Source organism: Endozoicomonas arenosclerae (assembly GCF_001562015.1).
Classification (GTDB): Bacteria; Pseudomonadota; Gammaproteobacteria; order Pseudomonadales; family Endozoicomonadaceae; genus Endozoicomonas_A; species Endozoicomonas_A arenosclerae.
The window spans coordinates 1-20,312 of the sequence record NZ_LASA01000053.1; the positions used below are offsets into that span (position 1 = coordinate 1).

Below are 20,312 nucleotides of genomic sequence, written 5' to 3' on the forward strand. Positions count from 1 at the left end.
TTTACAAGAATATCTCTGTCTGTCAGGCTGTGAATCGTCCTTGCCTTGGCGGGTTATGTCTGAGCTGGCACAGTGTGGGCATTTCACCCCGTCAGGCCAGCGAATCTGGCGTATCTGTTCAAAGCACTTGGCGTTGTCGAGGAGGTCATAAAGTTTCATGACACTTTTGTACAAGAAAACGTCTTCTATTCATAGTCAAATAACTCGTCCTCAACCAGCTCCCCAGAATCCATTAAGAGCCAATATTAAATAGTGGCATCAAGTGCAGGAGGCATGTCATGGCACAAAGTATGGAAGATTTTATGTCCGGTAAGGGGTTGAATATGAAAGCCGGAACCAAGAGCGATCAGGACGCTTTTATCAGGCGTCAGGAAGCTGTTTTCAGTCAGGCTGCAGAGCACTTTTCTTCGGATGAGTTTATTTCAGAAGCACTCAGAAAAAGGTTGGAAAGGTTAGTGGATTCAGGCCTTGGAGAGAGAGGTTTGAAGTCCGGGTTCCGGATTCTGGATGTCGGGGCGGGGTGCGGTGCACTTACAGATGTTTTTCTGGCAAAGAATCCGTCGGCTGATATTACCGCAGTGGATCTATCCGAAAATATGCTGAAAGTGTTGTCCAGTCGTTATCCCTCGGTCAAAATCGTGAGGGAAGATATTCTCAAGTTCTCCTCACCCGTCGATTTTGACAGTGTCTGGTTTAATGCCTGTTTTGGGAATCTGTTTGACCCAGCTCAGGTCCTTCGTCATATCTCTGCACAAATGACTTATGGGGCAAAACTTCATATCAGTCATCCGATGGGCAGGGCCTTTCAGAAAGGGCTGCACAGGAAGTATCCGGATGTCGTGCCGCACTTGTTGCCCGCTAATGAAGAGGAGGCTGTAAAGCTGGTAAAAGGGACAGGGTTAGTAGTGGAGCAAATGGTGGATGAGAAGCAGCTGTATCTTTTGTCATTTCGTTTGGCTTGAAATGAGCGGACTCAGGAACCTGAATAAGAAAGTTATCTCTGAACAGGCTCCTGAGGCTTAATTTGGCGAGTGGGTCAGGCTACGGCTGCCAGCTTGCCGGTATGCATTTCCTGAATTCTTGCGTCCAGCTCAGCGAGTACCTGAGCCATCTTTCTTCTTTCATTTTCCTGAGTTTCGGCGCTACGCTGGGCACGCTGCTTTCTGTGTCGCTCAATCGCTTCGCGAATCCGAAGCTCTTTCGGGCAAATGGGCTCCGCGACAATAATTTCTTTTTCAATAATCGCCGGTTTGGCAACCGCTTCTTCGGGTTGTTGGGGTGGCTCTTCAGCAACAGATTCCTGAACTTCCAGTTGCGACAGGGCGCTGTTATCACCTGCCAAACAAGCGTCTGCTGCTGCAGTGATAGCGGCTAGCTGAGCAGTGATGTCATCGCTCATTTCAATGCTATTCATCTGAACCATTGCATTGGCTCTGGAGCCAGCTTTTTTGGCTGCATCCGGCTTGGGCTGTTCAGTTTCCTGCTCTTGAGCCGCTTCTGCTTTTGCTTCAGCAGTGCTCAGGGCTGCATTGTGTGTGGTGATCTGAGCTGAGGCTGCGTTTATCCCTGCTGTTGACTGGACAGGTGCTACTGCAACAGGTTTGGCTTCAGGTTGTCCCGACTTTTTGGTTGTTTCAGATGTTGCATCACCTGATTTGATAGCCAGGCTGGGTGGTGCGTTGCTATCGCCGTCACTGATTTCTGCAAATATCGAAGCCAGCTCTTTTTCAATGCTGGACTTGCGAGTACGTTTCTTCTTTTTGGGCAGAATTTTAACGGTACTGGTTTTGTGGCCTCTGAGGCTTTCGGCGCCAAAAAAATCTATAGCGTCCTGTTCCAGTTCTGCCAGTTCTTCGCGAGACTCAGCTCGGTCCCACTCTTCTACGGTAAATTCATCTTCACCATGGATGCGGATCTCTCTGTACAGCGGGTAGTCCAAATCCTGGTGTGCAGCTGCCACCATTCTCTCCCACTGGCTTTCAAGGTCATTGCGAGTGGAACCTACATAAATTTGTTTTGTAACTTTGTTGGTGACTGTGAAGATAATCAACGCTGGATGACCTTTCTACTGACGATGACAGGCGCGCAATTATACCTGCCGATTTTCTCCTGTGTAGTGGGTAATTGTGCACTATTCAAAAACTGTTTTGACGAATACCGGACTGAGGCTGCATTGATTTGGCCAAAATGGTAGGAAAATGCCGAAATTCGTAGGATTTATACACTTTTTCATTTGGCTTTGCGGGGAACAGATTTGTTAACTTTTTCATAAGTTATCGTTTTGACAAAGGAGGTGGTTCAGCTAATGTCAAAATATGCACTAAGGATGGTGGCCCGATTATGGAAGGTAGGTGGAATTACAAAAAAGGACAGGTAGTATTTCTCTTCTCTTTATGGATATTTTATCCGCTGTGGGCACTCCCCATTTTTTTCTCGCCAACTTCCCTGTCAGAAGTGCCAGATAATAATCTGATAGTTGAGCGCTTTGCCAACCGTTTCTTTCTTCAGCAGGAAGACAGCCTTGAGCAGGTAAATAGTCTTGATTGTCTTGAGCTGGAAGTTAAGGGCATCGAGTTCAAAACCTGTGTTTCTGTAGATTCAGAGCCAGAAGGGCTTTGCTATCCCAGAAACAGGGTGGTGATTAAGCCCTGCGATGAAACGTCTGAATCTCAGAAGTGGCACTACAACTTTCAGAAGAAAACGGTCCACTACCCGGGCTACTCCACCAGTATGTGCCTTTCCCGAATGATCGAAACACTGGAGGTTTTGCCCTGTATAGAGGCAACCAGTGCTCAACTCTGGCTGTTTGATGAACAAGGGCGAATGTTCAGTGCTGTAGATGGCCAGGAAAAAAAGAGCTTTTTGAGTCTGATCGATAAAAGTGATGATCCTGCGCCTTTGGCTTATCGGTATCTTGAATCCGATATGGGGGAGCGCAGGTGCTATAAAAACTTACACACTGGACAGATTGTTTGTGAATATGAGTCCTCGGAGCCAGACCCTGATACAAAGCCAGAGCCTAAGCCGGAAGAGAGTGAAGCAGATGAAGCTCGAACCGGTGATGAACCGGTAGTTCCTGAGGAAGAAGAGGAAGAGGCTCGGCCAGAAAAGCCAATTCCTCCAGAAGTGATAACACCTCCTGTTGAGGAGGAGCCTGTACTTGGCTGGGAAGATAAGCCTGAAGAAGCTTTTTGGGTGTCAGAGCGAGTGACAGAAGATCTTATTCTGACTCATGATAATCCCAAAGTTTGTATGCAGGTAAAAGGACTGGATAACTGTTTGTCTGAGTCAGTTGATAAAAACAGTTGCTATGCTGCTGCTCCCATAGAGCTCACGACCTGCGATGGACAGGTCGGTCAGATCTGGCGTCATGACCTGCAAACCAAGAGGGTTTTTAATCGTGCTGCGGGTTATCGATTCTGTCTGACCTGGGGGCAGGAAGTACTGTCGCTCTTGCCCTGCTTTCCAGGCGGAAGTCCTTCTCAGAAATGGTATTTTGCTCAAGGGAAGACTCAAGCCTCATTGGAAAGAGGGCAGTTGAGAACCATGCTCAACGGAATTAGGGAGCCATACTCATTTCATCAAGCGTTGAAGTTACCTTCAGTGGATGCAAAGCCTGGAAAAAAGAAAACTCAATCACTTCGGATTCGTTTCGAATGGCTGCAGGGTGGGTGCGGTTGGCACCCTGTAACGGGGTATTGGCAGGGAGAGTGTTAATCAGTAATGCTCAAATCCAGGGCCATCACAATGGCATCTTCCGCTTTGTGGCCTTTTCCAGCCGGGTAGTAATTTTTGCGGCGGCCAATTTCGCTGAACCCGGCTTTCAGGTATAGGTTGAACGCTTTCTGATTGGATTCTCGAACTTCCAGAAACAGTGTGTCTGCCCGTTGGCTTGAGTCTTCAATCAATTGATTCAGGATGGCTACTCCATAACCCTTTCCCTGCTCTGCACGAGCAACAGTAAGAATGAGCAGACTGGCTTCGTTAGCGGCCAGCATGACAACACCCTGCGCTACTATTTTTCCTTCGCACTCAGCCACAGTACACAGGTAGCCAGAATCAATGCTGTCCCTGTAGTGCTTCTGGTTCCATGGGTGAGGACCAGCTTCCTGTTCGATAGCGGCCAGCTGGGGAAGATCCTTGTGGGTCATTGCTCTATACGACAGCATATTATGACGGGTTCAGCTCTTTGATAATGGGGGCAATATCTTGCCAGGCTTCTGATTTAAGGGCGGGAAGTTTCATCAGTTCATTGAGGCCGTGGGTAACCACAAAGTGTTGATCTGAATGAAGGCCTTTCTGCAAGCCTCTAAGATCGCTGAAGGAGCGATTCGGATCTATAACGAAACGGGCGGCCGCCTGGCCAAACAGCAAGACTACTTTTCGTCTGGCAAGGCCGAACTGGTTACTGAGGTAAGCGCAAACAGCATCTGCAGCAGCCGAGTCGTCCTGGCTCAAATGTTCCATCAAACCTATGTTGCCCAAAGGCCAGATGAACTCACTGAATGGAAGAGAGTCGGACTCTGCTGGCATTTTAATGGCACGAAGAATGTCATTGAGCAGGCGCTGGTGGAAACGGGAGAATTGATTAAGGCCTGAGAGGGGCATTTCTGCAACAACCAGACAGTGCTCGTTAGCTGGCAAGGTCACCAATCTGAATTTGCTGGTCTCAACGGGTTTGGCTTCAGCAATGGGTTTTGCTTCTGGCTTCTCTTCTGTTTTCGGTTTAGCCGTTATTCCCGTACTGATACCCAGTAAATCTTTCGCTGTTGAAACCCCTATGTTGCTGGTTTCCGGCAGGCTGCTTGATTCCCCGGGTTCGCTAACACTAACCTGAGTCAGAGACTCCGGCTCTTCTTCCGGGAAGTCAAATTCTCTGGGGGGCAGGGCATTAGGCAGGATCTGCCGGGGAAACCAGGTCTGGATTCCCATGGCATCAAGATAGTTTTGTCTTGTTCTCTCGTTGATCCTGCCTTGCATATTTTCTCCCGCTACCGGCGTTTAAACGTTTCCTGTTTGTGGATTGGTTTTTGGACGATCAGCGTTCAGCAAGTTCAAAGCATTGATGTAAGCTTTGGCTGAAGCTACCACGATATCGGTGTCGGCACCGGAACCGTTGACGATGCGGTCCTGCTTTTCCAGACGTACGCTGACATCACCCTGAGAGTCTGTGCCGCTGGTAATAGCGCTGACATTATACAATGCCAGACGAGCACCGGAATCAGCAATACTTTCTATAGCCTTGAATACAGCATCTACCGGACCGTCACCCGAGCTGCGGACTTCTTTTTCCTCGGAATCCACGGCAATAACCAGCCTGGCTTCAGGTGTCTTGCCTGTGCTGGAGCCGGCTTCCAGTTCAACCAGGCGGTATTTTTCTTCCTCATTGCTGGAGCGAACATCGCTGACCAGAGCCTGAAGGTCGTCATCGAAAATTTCGGATTTCTTGTCGGCCAGAATCTTGAAGCGGTTAAAGGCTTCAGTCAGTTCATCACGGTCAGCAAAAGTAATACCGAGCTCTTCCATACGGGACTTGAAAGCACTGCGACCAGACAGTTTACCCAGGGTCAGGCGGTTGGTGTTCCAGCCAACATCTTCAGCCTTCATGATTTCATAGGTTTCACGGTTTTTCAGAACGCCGTCCTGGTGAATACCAGACTCATGGGCAAAAGCATTGGCACCCACAATGGCTTTGTTGGGTTGAACCGGGAAGCCAGTGATACCGGAAACCAGTCTTGAAGTGGGAACGATGTGCTGGGTATTAATGCCGGTTTCTACCTTGAGATCGTCCTGACGGGTGCGGATAGCCATTACGATTTCTTCAAGGGAGGCATTACCTGCTCGCTCACCCAGACCGTTGATGGTGCATTCCACCTGACGGGCGCCATGAACGACTGCGGACAGAGAGTTTGCAACGGCGAGACCCAGGTCGTTGTGACAATGAACGGAGAAGATGGCTTTGTCAGAGTTCGGAACGCGCTCAATCAGCTGGGAAATCATGTTGCCGTATTGATGTGGCAGAGCGTAACCCACGGTGTCAGGAATATTAATGGTGCGGGCACCCGCGTCAATGACGGCTTCGATCACACGGCACATAAAGTCGATGTCAGAGCGACCGGCGTCTTCACAGGAGAATTCAACGTCATCGATCAGGTTGCGGGCCTGTTTTACAGAAGCAACTGCCTGCTCGAAAACCTGGTCAGGGGTCATGCAGAGCTTGTGTTTCATATGTAAGGGGGATGTTGCAATGAAGGTGTGAATACGACCTCTGGCTGCAGATTTCAATGCTTCAGCAGCTACATCAATATCCTTGGGCAGTGCGCGGGAGAGGCTGCAGACGGTGCTGTCCTTGATGGTTTCAGCAATGCTCTTTACCGCATCGAAGTCGCCTGGGCTGGCAATGGCAAAACCCGCTTCAATAACGTCAACCTTCAGCATTTCCAGAGACTTGGCGATACGGACTTTCTCGTCCTTGGTCATCGCTGCGCCCGGGCTCTGCTCACCGTCTCTCAAAGTGGTGTCGAAAATAATTACCTGATCGTGGTTCATCGCTGTTGCTCCAGCTGTCCTTTCTATGGGCTCAGGGCTGTGATCAGCTCAAGGCCGTTTTCTTAATTAGCTCAAGGCTGTAATAGCTCAAGGCTGTAATAGCTCAAGGCTGTAATAGCTCAAGGCTGTAATAGCTCAAGGCTGTAATAGCTCAAGGCTGTAATAGCTCAAGGCTGCTCATCACTGCTCAAGATCGGTCTGAAAATGCCTGGATGAAGATTCCTGTGTCACGACAGGCAGCATTTTCTGCGCTTGGCAGCTTGGTTTTTTTAATTCGAAAATTGTTTTAACGCCTGGGCGAGGTTAAGAATCACTGCGCTCACGGCTGTTTAAATGTAATTGTTTTTCTGACTTCTTGAGTCAGAGGGCCAGACGGCCGGGGTCGAAGGTGAAATTAAATAGTCTGCTCAAGGCAGTAGGAGTAGTAGGCGGGCAGGGCGAAATATAGACTTTGGTGTGTGCACAACAGTTTCAGGGAAAAGGGATACACTGGCGTTGTTATCGCTTGTGTCAGAGGCCTGGATCGAACCGGGCTGGTGTTTCGTGGCTATATGCATCACGTTCATCGTTCTGAATCAGCGCAAAGTTATTTTATGGATATGTGATCTGCACTATATCCTCAATGAACGGCTTTGCCAAGCCGGTTGATCCGGTTTTCCAGAGTGGATAGGATTCGTATCGAACATAATTTCTTTCGTTATGATTTTCTTCGCTATGGGCATCTCGCCCATCAAAGGATAGCCGGACACATGAAAAAAGCGTCAGTCATATTACTGGGAGCCCTGGCATTGGGTGGGTGTGCATTGAGCCCTCAGGAAGTGGGTGTGAATCCCAGAGTGGCGGTTGAAAAGCCTGTCAAGCAACTACAGGGTACGGTCAGTGTCACCGTTTATGACGAAAGGTTGTCCCGTTCCCTGGGTAGTCGAGGTGGTGTCTACTCCAGTACCAATGCAATCACAACCAATGACCGGTTAACTCTGGCTGTTCGTTCAGCGGTTGAACTGGGCCTGAGAGAGTTAGGGCTGAGAGTGACGGAGTCAGAAGAGGTTCCTCAATTTCAAGTGTATCTGGATGATCTGGAGTACCAGGTACCCGAAGGCAGCTACATCACTCAGGTTGATCTGAAATCGAAAATTCGGGTTCGCATTCTGAATAATGGACAGCGTTTTGAGGGTACTTATTCCAGCGAAATGACTGAGCGTGTACCCAAGGCTCCATCGGATGAGAAGAATGAAGAGTTGATTGATAAAGTCCTGAGTGATGTTTTGAGTCGTGCTTTGGCTGATCCAAGATTGCTGGACTTTTTTAAGCAGGAATAAGCCTAAACCGCGCTAATGCAGAGGGGCGGTGTTTGAGAGGTCTGAGTCTGGCGCGCTTTAGTAAAGGCGCAAGCGCCTGATTTGGTTCGGTCAGAATTTGTCGCTAAAGTTTGGCTGCACAGTTCAAGAGAACTTGTCTGGGAGACAGGAACCATGAGTGTTGAGCCTTCAAACAGAGCCGTTTTTCTTTCGCTATGGGCTCTTGTTTGAATCTCTAAAGCCTTTCTTGTCAAGGCGCTTGCGCCCATTCTTAAGCGTGCCCTGTATAGTTTTACCAAACTTTATTCCTCTAGCTGGGCACGCTTTAGTTCTGAAGAGGGTTCTCAAGCCAGTGGCTGACTACCTTTGCCCAGGCTGGGTGAGTATTCAGGCAGGGGATGAGCTCGAGTGATTCTCCACCCGCAGCGATGAAGTCCTCTTTTGCTTCCATCCCGATCTCTTCCAGCGTTTCCAGGCAGTCTGCAACAAATGCAGGGCAAATCACCAATACCTTTTTTATCCCTTGTTGGGCCAGTGATTCCACCACGCTGCTGGTAGATGGTTCCAGCCATTTGTCCCGCCCCAGTCTTGACTGGAAGGCCACGGTGTATTTATCCACGGGAATATCGGTTTTTTCAACAAAACTGGCAGTGGTTCTGTAGACCTGGTGTCGATAGCAGGTTTTATGAGCCGGTGATGCTTTTTGACAGCAGTCGTCTGACTTCAGGCAGTGGTTGCCCGTACAGTCATCCTTGCGAATATGTCTTTCAGGAACGCCGTGATAACTGAAAACAATGTGGTCGTATTCATCCCTGAGATAATCTTTTGCACTTTCTACCAGAGCGTCGATGTAGGCATCGTGATCGTAGAAAACAGGATGGACTTTCAGTGTGATCGGAAGCTTGTGCGCTTCTATAATGCTTTCCGCTTTCTCTATAACCGTCTTAACCGTAGACATGGCGTAGTGTGGATAGAGCGGGAAAAGCAGAACCTCATTAATCTCCGGTTTGCTGGCCAGCCTTACCAGGGCACCTTCCATGTCGGGCTTGCCATAACGCATGGCCAGTTCAACAGGCATGGAAGTCAGTTTTTGCACCTCTTCCTGCAGACCTTTGCTGATACTGATCAAGGGCGAGCCTTTTTCCGTCCAGACAGAAGCGTAGGCTTTAGCAGATTGGGCCGGTCTTTTGGGAAGTACAAACAGACTGACGATCATGCGACGAATCAGCCAGGGCATGTCGATGACATTGCTGTCCATCAGAAACTCATTCAGATAGCGTCGTACATCTTGTTCGTGCGGGCTATCCGGGGAGCCCAGATTCACCAGCAATGCTCCGGTATTTTTCATCCCTACTTCCTGTTTGAGTGTTTGCGGCTTGGAAGATACGGCAGTATAACCAAACCTTGGCGCATGGGAAATGCAGCTTTCCGGATGGGAAAGCTGCATTCGGATCAAGAGGAAACGGGCTGTTTACCACCGGCTTTGAAAAGGATGAGATAGCCTGTCACGGCCGAGATAAAGGAACCTGCAAGGATGCCAATACGGTCTGTGGTCAAATACTGGGGAACGTCCTCAAAGGCCAGAGAACCAATGAACAGGCTCATGGTAAAGCCAATACCGCAGAGCATGGCAAGCCCGTAAAGCTGGGTCCAGTTGGTGTTGACGGGCATTTTGGCCATGCCGGTTTTGATGGCGATCCAGCAAAAACTGAATACTCCCAGTTGTTTACCTATAAACAGGCCCAGCATGATGCCCAGTGGAATGGGATCGGCGAGGGTGGCAATCTGTTTGGCTGACAATTCCAGTCCGGCATTGGCAAAAGCGAATACAGGCAAAATGAAATAATTTACTTTTCCATGCAGTTGATGCTGCAGCTTTTTCAACGGTGAGCGTCCCCTGCTGTCTCTCAGATCCAGAGGGATCGTCAGTGCCAGGATGACTCCCGCCAGAGTGGCGTGAACACCAGACTTCAGTACGCAGATCCAGAGCAGGGCGCCAATCACCAGGTAAGGGGTGGTTTTAGTGACGCCCATCCTATTCAGAATGACCAGCATGGCGACAAAAATTGAGCCCAGAATCATTGAGGTGATGGACAGGTCGCTGGTGTAAAACAGGGCAATAATGATGATGGCGCCCAGGTCGTCCAGAATGGCCAGTGCCAGCAGGAAGACTTTCAGGGCCGGAGGAACCCGCTTACCCAGCAGAGCCAGAATACCAACAGCAAAGGCAATATCGGTCGCTGCCGGAATAGCCCAGCCTTTTATGGCCTCAGGGTCGGTAAATGTCAGTGCTGCATAAATCAGGGCAGGAACAACCATGCCGCCAACTGCGGCAAAGCCGGGAAGAGCAATCTGGGCAGGAGTGCTCAGGTCACCTTTCATCACTTCATATTTAACTTCCAGTCCGATCAGCAGGAAAAAGATGGCCATCAGACCGTCGTTGATCCACAGAAGCATGGGTTTGTGGATATCCAGGGGGCCCACGGCAAAGCGGACAGGGGTTTGCAAAAACAGGTCGTACAGACTTGCAAGGGGCGAATTGGCTGCAATCATTGCCAATACCGCAGCAATTATCAGCAGCACACCAACGGCATACTCCTGATACAAAAATTGCTGAAACCTTCTTAGGTGCATGGATTCTTCCGAAGAAATTCTAATGGGCGAGCAGACTCTACGTATCCTGAGGGTAGGCGTTCTGTCAGGTTTGAGGTAATTTCATGAGGGAAATTGAACCAGATGGCTTGCTGGAGGATTGATTGAGAGTGGTTGAATGGGCGGCAGCTTATCGAAACTGCATGAAATTCGTCAATCTGGTCATGACTTATTTACAGAATAAGAGTTTCTTATATTGAGTCGGGGTGTTCTTGTCGTAATGTATATTGGCCTTTCTTAAATTATGTCTTTTTTGTAAGACATCTCCCATAAGCTTCGTACTCCATTGCTGTTTTTAATAGCGTTGCATTAAAGGTCACTTGACGTATGGATGGAAAATTCGGTAAAACGGATGCAGCCAAGGTAGGTGATAAAAAAGAATAACAGGAGAGATGTACCGATGGACGATGTACGCAGTTCGGATTCAGCCGTGACCTGCCTGGTGATGCTGGCTCGTTTTCATGGTTTGGCCGCTCAGCCAGAGCAGATCAAACATCAGTTTGGTGATAGCTTTCGAAAAGATGAAGCCGCTGAAGGCTCTCATAAAGCTGAAGGCTCTCATAAAGCTGAAGGCTCTCATAAAGCTGAAGGCTCTCATAAAGCTGAAGGCTCTCATAAAGCTGAAGGCTCTCAATCAATAGAAGCGATAGATATACTCAGGGCTGCCAAGTTTCTGAAGTTGAAGGCTCGCCGTGTCAATGCCTCTGCTGAGAAACTTCAGGATCTCCCTCTACCCGCTATTGCCCGCCATACCGATGGCCACTACTTTATCATTGCCCGTTTTAATGAAGACAAGGCGCTGATTCAGGACCCGCTGAAGAATAAACCGGCAACGGTGACCCTTGATGAGCTGGAAGCTACGTTCACCGGCGAGCTGTTTCTTTTTACCAAGCGTTCGCTTCTGCCCGGCGGTTTGGCAAAGTTTGATTTCAGCTGGTTTATCCCGGCCATTCTCAAACATAAGAAACTGATTTATGAAGTGCTGCTGGCTTCTTTCTTTATCCAGTTGTTTGCCCTGATCACTCCACTTTTCTTTCAGGTCATTATCGACAAGGTTCTTGTGAACCAGGCTTTAACGACACTGGATGTATTGGCCTTCGGGCTTCTGGTGCTGTCTGTATTTGATATTGTGCTCAATGGCCTTCGGAACTATGTGTTTAGCCACACCACCAACCGAGTGGATGTGGTGCTGGGCTCCCGGTTGTTTAACCATTTGTTGCGCTTACCCGTTGCCTTTTTCCATTCCCGCCGGGTAGGGGATACCGTGGCGCGTGTCCGTGAACTGGACACCATCCGGGAGTTTATTACCGGGTCAGCCCTGACGCTCTGTATTGATCTGCTGTTCACCCTTATCTTTTTTGTGGTGATGTATTTTTACAGCCCTACGCTCACCTGGATTGTTCTGGGCTCTATTCCTTTCTATATCATACTCTCTCTCATTGTTACCCCGATTCTGCGTGCCCGTTTGAATGAAAAATTCAAGCGAGGGGCTGAAAACCAGTCTTTCCTGGTGGAATCTGTGACTGGCATGGAAACTATCAAGAGCAGTGCGGTAGAACCCCAGATGCAGCGAGTCTGGGAAGATCAGCTGGCCGCTTATGTTTCTGCCTCTTTCCGAGCTATGAACCTGGGTAATATTGCCAGCCAGACCGCAGGGTTAATCAATAAGGTGGTGACTGTTCTGATCCTGTGGGTAGGGGCTACTTTGGTCATCAATGGTGAGCTTTCTGTAGGCATGCTGATCGCTTTTAATATGATTGCCGGTCGAGTCAGCGCACCGATTCTCAAGCTAGTGCAACTTTGGCAGGACTTTCAACAGGCGGGAATTTCTGTTCAGCGGCTGGGCGATATTCTGAACACCCCTACAGAACCTGGTCACGACCCCAACCGTACCACCCTGCCAGCACTGAACGGCCTGGTGAAATTCGAACATGTCACTTTCCGCTATCAACCCGATCGCCCTGCGGTACTGAACGGTGTTTCACTGGCCGTTAAACCCGGAGAAGTGATTGGTATTGTTGGTCGTTCAGGTTCAGGTAAAAGTACGCTGACCAAACTGGTGCAGAGGTTGTATGTACCAGAGTCTGGACGGGTATTGGTAGACGGTGTGGATCTGGCACTGGTGGAACCGGCCTGGTTAAGACGCCAAGTCGGTGTTGTCCTTCAGGAAAACTTTCTTTTTAACCGCTCCGTAAGGGACAACATTGCCCTGGCTGACCCCGGTGCTTCTATTGAGCGCATTATGGCCTCCGCACAACTGGCTGGCGCTCATGACTTTATTCTTGAGTTACCAGAAGGTTATGACACCCAGGTGGGTGAACAGGGTAGCTCTTTGTCGGGAGGCCAAAAGCAGCGCATTGCCATTGCCCGGGCATTGCTGACCAATCCTAAAATCCTGATCTTTGATGAAGCCACCAGTGCGCTGGATTATGAGTCCGAACATATCATCCAGCAGAATATGAAAAAGATCAGTCAGGGTCGTACTGTTTTCATTATTGCCCATCGCCTTTCAACCGTTCGGGATGCCAGCCGGATCATCGTGATGGACAAAGGTCGTATTGTTGAAGAAGGGAGCCATGAACAACTGGTCAAGCAGGGTGGACACTATGCAAGGCTAAATGCTCATCAGCATGGGCTGAGGGAGGCGGTGTAATGATTAAATCATTCTTCAACAACGCGACCAAAGCTCTACTGAACCAAACAGAAAAGCAGGAAGCTTTGAACAATACCCGGAGGCAGTTTTTACCGGCGGCACTGGAAGTGGAAGAAACACCGGCTAACCCGGCAAGTCGTGCCATAGTCAAAGCAATCGTATTGCTGTTTGTTATTGCTGTGATCTGGGCCTGTGTCGGCAAGATCGATATTGTCGCTACAGCACAGGGCAAAATAGTACCGGGTGAGCGCGTGAAAACCATTCAGCCCATGGTGATTGGTGAGGTTCAGGCTATTCATGTTCGGGAAGGGGATGAAGTTCAGGCGGGTGATCCACTTATTTCACTGGTGGGTACGGTTACGGAAGCCGAGTTAGTCAGACTCCAGAAAGAGTTTACAGCGCTCAGTTTACAATTGGCCAGGCAGCGGGCGTTTGTAGATTTTTTAGACAGCATTGTTTCAGCAAAGGGAGTCGAGCATTCTTTGGAAAGCTATCTTGACGAGATTGAGCAGTCACAGGATAACTTTGAATTTGAAGAGCAACTGTTAACACAGCAAATTGAAGATTATGTCTCTTCCTCTGAAACCTTAAAGAGTCAATTGAAAAGCAAAGCAGCCGAACAGCAAACCATAGAAGCTATTGTCACCAAACTGCAACGGGTGTCGCCTATCATCGAAGAGCGTACAGCTGCACTTGAAGGCTTGTATAAAAAGAACTATGGCTCCAAAGTTCAATACCTCGAACTTGAACAGCAGCGTATTGAACTGGAAGAAGATATCAAAGCTCAAAAGGCCGCCGTTCAGCAGTTGGCTGCCGAGCAGGAAGAAATCCAGAATCAATTGCTCAGCCTCCATGCCCAGAAACGCAGGGAAAGCCTGGATCAACAGGAGCAGCTCCGTCGCCAACTCTCCAGTCTGAAACAAGAAAGCATTAAGGCACAGGAATTGCATGATCAACAGCAGATCGTTTCACCCATAGACGGCACAGTACAACAACTGCAGATTCACACCATCGGTGGTGTCGTCCAACCGGCACAGGCTCTGATGCAGATTGTACCCAAAGAAGCCAGGATGGAAGTAGAAGCCTGGGTGCTGAACAAGGATATTGGCTTTGTGCAGGAAGGTCAGAAGGCAGAAGTTAAGATTGATACGTTTAACTTCACCAAATATGGGTTGATCACAGGTGAGCTGATAAATGTCTCTAACGATGCTGTTCCTGATGAAAAACAGGGGTTGCGTTATCTGGCCAGTGTTGAGATAGAGAAAGACTGGATGCAGGTAGAGAACCGTCGGGTAAATCTATCACCGGGGATGAGTGTGGCAGTGGAAATTAAAACGGGACAGAGGCGGTTGATTGAGKATTTTTTGAGTCCGCTTTTGAGGTTTAAGCAGGAGAGTGCTCGTGAAAGGTAGATTCGGAAAAAACCTTAGAAATGAGTTAAGAAAATGGATAAAGCCAGTTCTTATTGTTAGCTTGATTTTTCTTTTGGATGAGCTCTCTAAAGAATATATATCGAAGAAGAATGAGATTGAAATTGTTGGTTGTATTCGTAGCTCTACAGCTAAGACAGGTAAATCTGGTATTTATGGGATAGTTGTTGAAAGCCAAGGTAAAGAAGAAACATTAGCTACATATGACAAGTTGCTGGCTAAAAAAATGAAAAACAATGTTGGGGAGTGTTTTCATTTTACTGTGTTCAGGCACTCCTTTTGGATTCCTAATATCGGTACAACATGGATAGTTACAGCTAAATAAATAAGAATAAGATAGGAGACTTATTATGGCAAAAACAAACGCTCTTGATGTGTATCAGGCTGCAATTGGCATTCATTCCACGCCTGTTACAATGGCTAATGCAGTGAGTGAGCTTGCTCAAAAAGAACCTGACTATGCAGCAACCGTTATAGGAACACTTCATGAAGAAAGTTACTGATGAAAGAGCAGCTAACTTAATTTTAGGAGTAGTTCTCCTGATATCAGTAGTTAGTTATTTATTTGATGGGTTTGTTGTTCCTAATATATCGCCCTTCCTAAGTAAGGTGATTCCTGGGATAGAGGCTTTTTCTACTTCGACTAAATATTATGTTGAGGCGAAGTCGTTATGGAGCTTGCAATGGTTTCTTTTCCCTTTTTTGTTGGTTTTTATTGTTTTTGTATCTTTTCTAGGTCAGACAAAAGCCAAGATTAATATCTTTTCATTTTTTGTGTTTATCTTGTTTTTTGTATTTTGTTTTTATTTTGCATACACAGGGTTGAATTTTGAGACTGGAAGTGAAAAAGCAGTAGGGAAATTAAGTAAGTTATATGCTTCAAGTTATTTTGGAGTTTATCTATTGAGTGGAGCTGTTTGGGTTGGCATTTATTCAATGCTTTTTCTTAGTTGTAGAGTTCTTCGTTCATTAATTAAAAACTAAACGGTAGGTGAAAATCATGGAAGAGAATAATCAAGAAGATTCGTTATTAGAAGATTATGGTACAAAAGTTCTGGCCGCTGTATTTGAGGCAGTTTCGACTACCGGTGATAAATTAAAAGGTAATGCACTGTCTCAATCAGAAAAAATAAAAATTGTCGTAGAAGACCTTGCTAACACATTTGATGATTTATACGAAACAGCAAGAGAATCAGCAAAAGCAGCTGATTTAAATGGCCTGAATGGAAATGAGGATTATCAAGAGTTTTTTGATAAGAAGGCTTTTGAATATAAGGAGGCTGCGGAACAGCTAAGGAGTCAACTGTCGACAAGTTTAGATGATTTGACGTCAGCTGTTAATAAAGTGGCAGACTCTGAAGTTATTAAAGGCATCGGTGAGCTGGGCGGAGCTGCTGTAGACTTTCTTCAGATTATTGGGGGAGTTATTGAACTAGGGACATCAGGTGATGGTAAAGAGTTATTTGCGAACTCAGTAGGTGCGCTCTTTGGTATTGCTGCAGGTGTATTGATTGTAGGTACAGGGGGATTTGCAATTTCGGCTGTTGGTGTAGCTTTAGTAATTGGCTGGGCCGTTGAGGATTATGCTGGAAAACACTATGACGAGTGGATGACAAAGCTAGGTGATCTAATTGCTGAGTGGGACCCTCTGGGTATCATGCCTGATGTCAACACAGATTTCACCAACGCCCTCAACTGGCAGCCTCGCCGTGACCCGCTTGTTCTTGACCTGGATGGAGACGGTATAGAAACCACCGCTGCAGATGGTTCCGTTCTTTTTGACCATGATGGCGACGGGGTTAAAAACGCCACCGGCTGGATTGCTCCAGACGACGGTATTTTGGTACTGGATCGCAATGGTAATGGCACCATTGACAATGGTCAGGAGCTCTTTGGTGATAACACCTATAAAAGCAATGGTGAAAAGGCGGCTCATGGCTTTGATGCCCTGTCGGACTTTGATGCGAACAAAGACGGGAAAATCGACAGTAATGATGCCGTCTTCTCAGACCTGAAAATCTGGAAAGACCTGAATACCGACGGTATCACTCAGGAGGGTGAGCTTTTCACCTTGTCCGAAGTAGGTGTGAAAAGCATCAGCACCGAGAGTACCCAATCCAATGAAAACGTTGGCAATAACAACGTAGCATCCGCCAAGGGCAGCTTTGAATGGGAATCGGGTAAGGAGGGTACAGCCGGATCTGCAGCTAATCTGGATTTGGCAGAAAACAATTTCTATCGTGAGTTCACCGATAAGCTGGTAATCCCCGAGGATATGCAGGCTCTGCCCGATATGCAAGGGTCGGGAGCTGTGCGTGATCTGAAAGAAGCCGCCACGCTAAGCACCGACTTGAAGAATGTGCTTGAAACATACTCCCAGGCACAGACGAAAGACGAGCAGCTGGCTCAGATTGATAACCTGTTGTCCCACTGGGCTTCAACCAATACAACGATACCGACTCTATCACAACGCATTGAGGGAATGAGTACTGATAGTCTGAACTTTCAGTTCAAGTGGTCATGGGAAGTAGAGACTGGTGTTGGCTCTTCCTCTGGCTCAAGTGGAGACTCTTCTCTTTCTGAAGGAGAGAACAACGGCCCTGATGCAGAAGATCTGGCTCAGAAGCAGTTACTGGAACGAGTTCAGATACTGGAAGTGTTTAATGGGCAGACTTTTTTTAACTTTACGCCTCCAGATTCTGATAATGGGGATCAGTTTGTATTGGGTACTGGTAGTCAGTCTATAAGGCGTTCAGTTCCGCTAGGTGAGACTGTCATAACACTGACAGAGGATAATTTGAATTTGTCTGCAGGTCAGGCTGAATTTATTAATTCCGCTTATGAAGCATTGATGGATTCTCTTTACCAAAGTTTGCTGCTGCAAACTCGTTTAAAGCCGCTTTTAGACAGCGTTGCATTGGAAGTTGTTAATGGTGAGGTTGCTTTTGATTACTCCTCATTGAATGAAAAGCTAAGGAACCTGCGAATAACCTCTAATTTACTTCCCTTCTTGAATCGAGTTCGAAGTAGGACTGAAATCAGAGGTCTCAACCCCTTATTTGTATGATATTTAGCCACTTTCGTGACTTCAGGGCGGACTAACCCTGTGCCCGGATCATTTGATCCAGTCGAACAATATTCGCCAGGGCAAATAAAGTAGACAGTTTATTGTCATTCTTCTTCAAACCTCGATACCTGGCTTTTATAAATCCAAATTGACACTTAATGATTCTGAAGGGGTGTTCGACTGCTGCTCTCAGACTGGCCTTGGTAAATTCCAGTTTGATGGGCACCTTATTTTTTCGGGGATGCTTCTTCAGCTCTTTCAAGATGCTGGGCTTTTCAGCTATGAMCCACTCAGCTTCACAGGMCTCCAACTCTTTCCGATTCTCGGCCCCGCGATAGCCGGCATCTGCAAAGATAAATTGCTCATCCCCGTGCAGCAGCTGCCCTGCCTGATTCAGGTCATGTTCGTTAGCTGKGGTGGTCGTCAAGCTGTGTGTAAAMCCTGTTCTTGCATCAACACCTATATGGGCTTTCATGCCAAAGTGCCATTGGTTGCCTTTCTTGGTTTGATGCATATCCGGATCTCTTTTTCGGGCAGTATTCTTGGTAGACGTCGGCGCTTCAATAATAGTGGCGTCAACCAAGGTACCTTCMCTGAGAATAATACCCGCATCGGTTAACCAGCTATTGATCTCCTGAAAAATAGCTCGAMCCAGATGATGTTTTTCCAAAAGATGKCGAAAGTTCATGATTGTTGTGCGATCGGGTATAGGTTTGTCCAGAGTTAATCGGGCAAACAATCTCATGGAAGCTATTTCATACAAACCGTCTTCCATACCTTCATCGCTGAGGTTATACCATTGCTGGAGMCAGTGAATTCGCAGCATAGTGGGTAGAKGATAAGGAGGKCTTCCGTTGCCACGCTTAGGGKAATAGGGCKCGATTACGGMCTCTAAGCGTTTCCATGGAATCAGAMCCTCCATTCTTTCAAGAAAAATTTCCCTACGAGTTCTGCGTCGCTTCTGGCTGAATTCACTGTCGGAAAAAGMGAGTTGTTGGTCCATGACTACCTCTGATCAAGCTGCTGAGATTATTATCTCATGATCAGGGACTTATTCGCAGGTTCCCTAAGCCTCTTTCTGGAGCATCTTTTTTCTAATGGCATATCCTCAGGCGCTAATAATTCAGTAGCTTCTTCCAGGTCTTTTTTCATTGGTGGTAATGAGATTCTGCTATCTGCATCACGATGCATGGCAGGAAAAACAATTCTTTCTATCACTCTCCGTGCGACCTGATTTTCTTTTTCAGAAAATGTTTGACACTTGTCATGTAACTCCTGTGGTGAGAACACATCAGTAATCATCGGTTTCTGGTGGCTCGGCCCTTGAACACTTGCGCGCTCAGCCTGGTCAAAATAAGACTGGAATTGTTTGAACAGCCAATCCAAATCAGGATGATGATGGTCTGACGCTTTTTTACTGTTCATCCAGATATAGGGGATGATCTGACCGGTTGCCATCTCGAGCATAATCAAACCGGCTGAACAGACATCGGTAGACTCACTCATCAGATCACGCTGATCGCAGGTCAACTCCTGAGTCATGTAATAGCAGGGAGGTTCACTGTGCAATGATCTGGGATTATCCATTCTTGAGGTCAGACTGAAATCAATAATCTTGGGGACACTGTCTTGGTCCAGCAGAACGTTACCCGATTTCAAATCCCCATGAATTAACTTCAAAACGTTATGAAGATAATCCAGCCCTTCCAGAATGCCTCTTTCAATATTAAGCCGGTTTAAGAAGGGAGTAAGTAGAGCAGGCATTGGCTTTTGATTTAAAAGACTGGAGAGCACATAAGGCTCTTTCTCCATCACCAGCAGCATAGGCATGCCGGTATGAAAACCAATAGCACTGGCAATATTGGGATGATTCATAGCAATCTGGGTATGTATTTCCCTGAGTGCAGAGCGTTTCATTGAATCGGAAGCATCACAACCCACCTTGAATTCTTTCAGAGCCAATGCCCTTCCTGACTGAAACTGCTCTGACTGCACGGAATATACCCGGCCAAAGGAGCCTTCTCCCAGCAACGTTTTCTGATCTGTTAATGCCTTGATTTCATCAGCCCCCAACGCTCTAGCCCCCCTATTCCTCCCGGGAGTCAGCAGATAACTCGTCTTGGGCGTTTTCGCAAGCTGCACTTTTCGCTTTGTACCCAAGATCTGGTCCATATTGATTGAGTGCTCACTTTCCTTGGGTAATTGACTGCCAAATGCCCATGCCAGTACTTGATCGGAATCAATATCCACCATTTCATCCTGCTTTTTCTCGTCTGTCTTTTTTTGAGTTGAGAGGTTGGATGAACTTGACTCAGGTGATCGACTCTCTGACTGGAAACCAGACTCTTCAGGCTGGGTTAGATGATTTTTTACTGGATCAGACGGTGATAGAGTGATCGAGCCACTCCCTGACGTTTCTAAAGAGCCATGCCCACTGGAAGAGCGACTGCCAGAGCAACTATTGGCCGAAGCTTGAGATAAATCTTCAGACAAGACCTTACGACGGGGCTTTGAATCCGTGGCTGGATCCACATAATTTAGGCTTGGCGAAAGCCCAGTCATAGACTGCATTGCTATTCCTCCATGAATAATCGTTGCATTAAAGCAGAGTTTTCATGAGGTCGAGGTAACAAAAGGGTTAGCCACACTAACATTCAGAGTAT

General features: G+C 47.4%; 18 protein-coding genes. 9 read left to right on the plus strand and 9 right to left on the minus strand.

What is annotated here, in order from left to right; translation table 11 throughout:
• Positions 1-159: transposase (locus WG89_RS32860; RefSeq protein ID WP_172806691.1), on the minus strand; the 159-nt coding region annotated here is incomplete at its 3' end.
• Between the two features lie 119 nt (positions 160-278).
• Here WG89_RS32860 and WG89_RS04675 point away from each other — a divergent pair.
• Complete coding sequence (locus tag WG89_RS04675; RefSeq protein ID WP_062262021.1) at positions 279-962, plus strand: class I SAM-dependent methyltransferase; 684 nt, start codon at positions 279-281, stop codon at positions 960-962.
• A gap of 74 nt (positions 963-1,036) precedes the next feature.
• On the opposite strand, the gene WG89_RS04680 is transcribed toward WG89_RS04675, so the two are convergent.
• Positions 1,037-2,050, minus strand: a complete 1,014-nt coding sequence (locus tag WG89_RS04680; protein WP_062262024.1) for a GIY-YIG nuclease family protein — start codon at positions 2,048-2,050, stop codon at positions 1,037-1,039.
• 290 nt (positions 2,051-2,340) lie between these two features.
• Between WG89_RS04680 and WG89_RS04685 the strand changes: the two genes are divergently transcribed.
• Positions 2,341-3,717, plus strand: coding sequence for a hypothetical protein (locus WG89_RS04685; protein ID WP_062262027.1), 1,377 nt, complete (start codon positions 2,341-2,343; stop codon positions 3,715-3,717).
• On the opposite strand, the gene rimI is transcribed toward WG89_RS04685, so the two are convergent.
• Genes rimI through WG89_RS04700 form a run of 3 tightly spaced genes read right to left on the minus strand, consistent with a single transcriptional unit; the run spans position 3,714 to position 6,549 of the window.
• Complete coding sequence (gene rimI, locus WG89_RS04690; protein ID WP_079253658.1) at positions 3,714-4,169, minus strand: ribosomal protein S18-alanine N-acetyltransferase; 456 nt, start codon at positions 4,167-4,169, stop codon at positions 3,714-3,716. The genes WG89_RS04685 and rimI overlap by 4 nt on opposite strands.
• 1 nt (position 4,170) lies before the next feature.
• A complete protein-coding gene (locus WG89_RS04695) occupies positions 4,171-4,980 on the minus strand; it encodes a uracil-DNA glycosylase family protein (protein WP_062262033.1) in 810 nt (269 codons plus the stop codon).
• Between the two features lie 21 nt (positions 4,981-5,001).
• Entirely contained in the window at positions 5,002-6,549 is a 1,548-nt protein-coding gene (locus WG89_RS04700) for a 2-isopropylmalate synthase (protein ID WP_062262036.1), read from the minus strand.
• Positions 6,550-7,298: 749 nt separating this feature from the next.
• Between WG89_RS04700 and WG89_RS04705 the strand changes: the two genes are divergently transcribed.
• A complete protein-coding gene (locus tag WG89_RS04705) occupies positions 7,299-7,868 on the plus strand; it encodes a YajG family lipoprotein (RefSeq protein WP_062262039.1) in 570 nt (189 codons plus the stop codon).
• A gap of 304 nt (positions 7,869-8,172) precedes the next feature.
• Here the strand turns inward: WG89_RS04705 and hemH are convergent, their stop codons facing one another.
• On the minus strand, positions 8,173-9,195 hold the full coding sequence (gene hemH, locus WG89_RS04710) for a ferrochelatase (RefSeq protein WP_062262042.1): 1,023 nt from the start codon (positions 9,193-9,195) through the stop codon (positions 8,173-8,175).
• A 104-nt stretch (positions 9,196-9,299) separates the two neighbouring features.
• Positions 9,300-10,481 carry a Na+/H+ antiporter NhaA gene (gene nhaA / locus WG89_RS04715; protein WP_062262044.1) on the minus strand — a complete coding sequence of 394 codons (1,182 nt, stop codon included), beginning with the start codon at positions 10,479-10,481 and terminating at the stop codon, positions 9,300-9,302.
• A gap of 418 nt (positions 10,482-10,899) precedes the next feature.
• Here nhaA and WG89_RS04720 point away from each other — a divergent pair, with 418 nt between their 5' ends.
• From WG89_RS04720 to WG89_RS04740, 6 genes are read left to right on the plus strand one after another with little or no spacing between them, the layout of a single operon-like run.
• A complete protein-coding gene (locus WG89_RS04720) occupies positions 10,900-13,152 on the plus strand; it encodes a type I secretion system permease/ATPase (protein ID WP_245662875.1) in 2,253 nt (750 codons plus the stop codon).
• On the plus strand, positions 13,152-14,564 hold the full coding sequence (locus WG89_RS04725) for an HlyD family type I secretion periplasmic adaptor subunit (protein ID WP_062262047.1): 1,413 nt from the start codon (positions 13,152-13,154) through the stop codon (positions 14,562-14,564). Before WG89_RS04720 ends, WG89_RS04725 begins: the two co-directional genes overlap by 1 nt.
• Positions 14,554-14,907, plus strand: coding sequence for a hypothetical protein (locus tag WG89_RS04730; RefSeq protein WP_062262052.1), 354 nt, complete (start codon positions 14,554-14,556; stop codon positions 14,905-14,907). Before WG89_RS04725 ends, WG89_RS04730 begins: the two co-directional genes overlap by 11 nt.
• A gap of 25 nt (positions 14,908-14,932) precedes the next feature.
• Positions 14,933-15,085 (plus strand): hypothetical protein, encoded by a 153-nt coding sequence (locus WG89_RS30205; RefSeq protein ID WP_153301431.1) that lies wholly within the window; start codon positions 14,933-14,935, stop codon positions 15,083-15,085.
• A complete protein-coding gene (locus tag WG89_RS04735; protein WP_062262055.1) occupies positions 15,069-15,566 on the plus strand; it encodes a hypothetical protein in 498 nt (165 codons plus the stop codon). The genes WG89_RS30205 and WG89_RS04735 overlap by 17 nt, the downstream gene beginning before the upstream one ends.
• 16 nt (positions 15,567-15,582) lie before the next feature.
• The gene (locus WG89_RS04740; RefSeq protein WP_062262058.1) at positions 15,583-17,649 is read left to right on the plus strand and encodes a hypothetical protein; all 2,067 of its coding nucleotides are present in this window, start codon (positions 15,583-15,585) and stop codon (positions 17,647-17,649) included.
• 31 nt (positions 17,650-17,680) lie between these two features.
• On the opposite strand, the gene WG89_RS04745 is transcribed toward WG89_RS04740, so the two are convergent.
• Together WG89_RS04745 and WG89_RS04750 are read right to left on the minus strand one after the other, a co-directional pair.
• Entirely contained in the window at positions 17,681-18,652 is a 972-nt protein-coding gene (locus WG89_RS04745; protein WP_062262061.1) for an IS5 family transposase, read from the minus strand.
• A 29-nt stretch (positions 18,653-18,681) separates the two neighbouring features.
• Positions 18,682-20,220, minus strand: coding sequence for a protein kinase domain-containing protein (locus WG89_RS04750; RefSeq protein ID WP_062262064.1), 1,539 nt, complete (start codon positions 20,218-20,220; stop codon positions 18,682-18,684).
• Positions 20,221-20,312: the final 92 nt, after the last annotated feature.